We start from the raw sequence: 1208 nt of genomic DNA on the forward strand, positions 1-1208 counted from the left end.
CGCTCGACAGCGAAGCTGGAGCCGGCTTTTTGGGGGCGCTGCGCACCCCAGCGGGAGCAAGCTCCCTCGCCACAGCAAGCCAGCTCCCACATTGGTTTTTTGGTGATCTAGTTATTTGCGCACGACCAGGTCCAACACCTCATCCCGGTCTTTGATTTTCTGCAGCACTATCTCCGAGCGGATATCCATCACCCCCGCCGTGCGGTTCAGATGGTTCACGATAAAGTCCGAAAAGTGCTTGAGGTTGCGCGCCTGCACCCGCAGCACATAGTTGCTGGCGCCGGTGATTACATAGGCGCTCGCCACCTCCGGCCAGCCTTGCACCTTCTTGATAAACGTCTCATGCCAGTCCTCCACATCCTGGCGCAGCGACAGGTGCACGATGGCTTCCAGCTCGATTCCCAGCTGTTCGGCGTTCAATACCGCGCGGTAACCGCTGATGATTCCCTCGCTCTCCAGCAGGCGCAAACGGCGCAGGCATGCAGACGGCGACAGCGCGACTTTTTCCGCCAATTCCTGGTTGCTGATGCGGCCATCCTGTTGCAGGAAATGCAGGAGGCGCAGGTCGGTAGCGTCGAGAATCATGCTTGGAAGATATCCGCGTGTTTGGAGGTTAAATTCGAATTTTCTACAGCTTAAATAGCCGTTCACCCACCACTTTGCACGAAAATTCTATAAAAGTTCGTTCATTATTTGGTTCATCCTCACTTATAAAAACCAGGACGACCCATGACCACTCGAAGCCATTGCCAAGCCCTCGACGCCCAGGACCCGTTGGCCCACCTGCGTGCCCAATTCGCCTTGCCCGAAGGCGTGATCTACCTCGATGGCAACTCCCTCGGCGCTCGCCCGGTGGCGGCGCTGGAGCGGGCACAACAGGTGATCGCCGAGGAGTGGGGCAATGGCTTGATTCGTAGCTGGAACAGCGCCGGCTGGGCGGATTTGTCCCTGCGCCTGGGCAATCACCTGGCGCCATTGATTGGTGCGCGTGAGGGCGAGGTGGTGATCACCGATACCACCTCGATCAACCTGTTCAAAGTGCTCAGCGCCGCCTTGAGTGTGCAGCGCCAACGTACACCTGCGCGCAAGGTCATCGTCAGCGAAGCGAGCAACTTTCCCACCGACTTGTACATCGCCGAAGGCTTGGCCGAATTGCTGCAACAAGGCTATTCCTTGCGCCTGGTGAACAGCCCGGCGGAACTTCCCCA

General features: G+C 58.3%; 1 protein-coding gene and 1 pseudogene. One reads left to right on the plus strand and one right to left on the minus strand.

Annotated features, from left to right (window positions below):
* Nucleotides 1–111 precede the first annotated feature (111 nt).
* Entirely contained in the window at nt 112–585 is a 474-nt protein-coding gene (locus APH41_RS22085; protein WP_003176072.1) for an Lrp/AsnC family transcriptional regulator, read from the minus strand.
* Between the two features lie 144 nt (nt 586–729).
* Here APH41_RS22085 and APH41_RS22090 point away from each other — a divergent pair.
* Nucleotides 730–1208 (plus strand): annotated as a pseudogene (locus APH41_RS22090) (kynureninase); the annotation flags it as partial.

The sequence above is a fragment of the Pseudomonas sp. NBRC 111138 genome (assembly GCF_001320835.1).
GTDB lineage: Bacteria > Pseudomonadota > Gammaproteobacteria > Pseudomonadales > Pseudomonadaceae > Aquipseudomonas > Aquipseudomonas paracarnis.